Annotated in this window: 1 protein-coding gene and 1 pseudogene; one reads left to right on the forward strand and one right to left on the reverse strand. The window is 66.8% G+C overall.

Features of this window, described 5'->3' with window-relative positions; genetic code table 11:
* Nucleotides 1-146: pseudogene (locus A5698_RS30025) on the forward strand (IS110 family transposase); the annotation flags it as partial.
* Here A5698_RS30025 and A5698_RS18430 read toward each other — a convergent pair.
* Nucleotides 107-793: a transposase gene (locus A5698_RS18430; protein WP_502688951.1), complete on the reverse strand. Its 687-nt coding sequence runs from the start codon at nucleotides 791-793 to the stop codon at nucleotides 107-109. The pseudogene A5698_RS30025 and the gene A5698_RS18430 sit on opposite strands and share 40 nt — an antisense overlap.
* Between the last annotated feature and the right edge of the window lie 77 nt (nucleotides 794-870).

Here is an 870-nt window from a genome sequence, read left to right on the forward strand (position 1 = left end):
CCGCGATCTGCTGGGCGCGTAGTTTCGGCGAGGTCGTCGCTGTCGGTGTTGAGGGCACCAGCTCCTACGGTGCAGGGTTGACACAGGCATTGCAGATCAACGACATTCACGTCGTCGAGGTCAACCGTCCCGACCGCTCGGCGCGGTCTCCGCCGCGGGACAGCCGATGCCGGGTGGTTTTTCCCGATGAGGCCGGGATCGGTGCGACCCCAGTCAGCATGGCGAACGCTGCTTCGCTGCGTAGTCGGTGACTGTTGGTTCCGGCTGTGATGAGCAGTTGGGCGGCGGTGTCGGGGCCCACTCCGTAGGCCGCCCGCAAAGCGGGGTTGAGCGCGGCGGTCAAGGCGTCGAGCTCAGCGGTCAGCTCACGGTCTTGGCGCTCGAGGTACCCGATGCGTTGCGCGAGCGCTTTACAGGCGATCAGCACCGATACCGTTGTGGGGTCCTCGTGTGCGCGGGGGCGGCAGCCGGCCAGCGCTTCGACCAGACGCAGGGTGGTGGGGTAACGGCGGTAGCGTTCCCGAAGATCGGCCGGGGCGGTCACAAGCAGGTCCTTGATCTGCTGGATAGCCGCGGTGCGGGCTTTGATCGCGCCGCGACGAGCGATCAGCAGCGCTTTGAGGGCCCCGGTGCGGGAGTCTTTGGGCACGGCAAGGCCGTGGCCGGCCAACACCGCACGAGCAGCGCTATAAGCATCGAGAGGGTCGGACTTGCCTTGGCGGCGCCGCGCCGAGCGGTCGGGACGGTTGACCTCGACGACGTGAATGTCGTTGATCTGCAATGCCTGTGTCAACCCTGCACCGTAGGAGCTGGTGCCCTCAACACCGACAGCGACGACCTCGCCGAAACTACGCGCCCAGCAGATCGCGG

Source organism: Mycobacterium sp. E136 (assembly GCF_001666865.1).
Lineage (GTDB): Bacteria > Actinomycetota > Actinomycetes > Mycobacteriales > Mycobacteriaceae > Mycobacterium.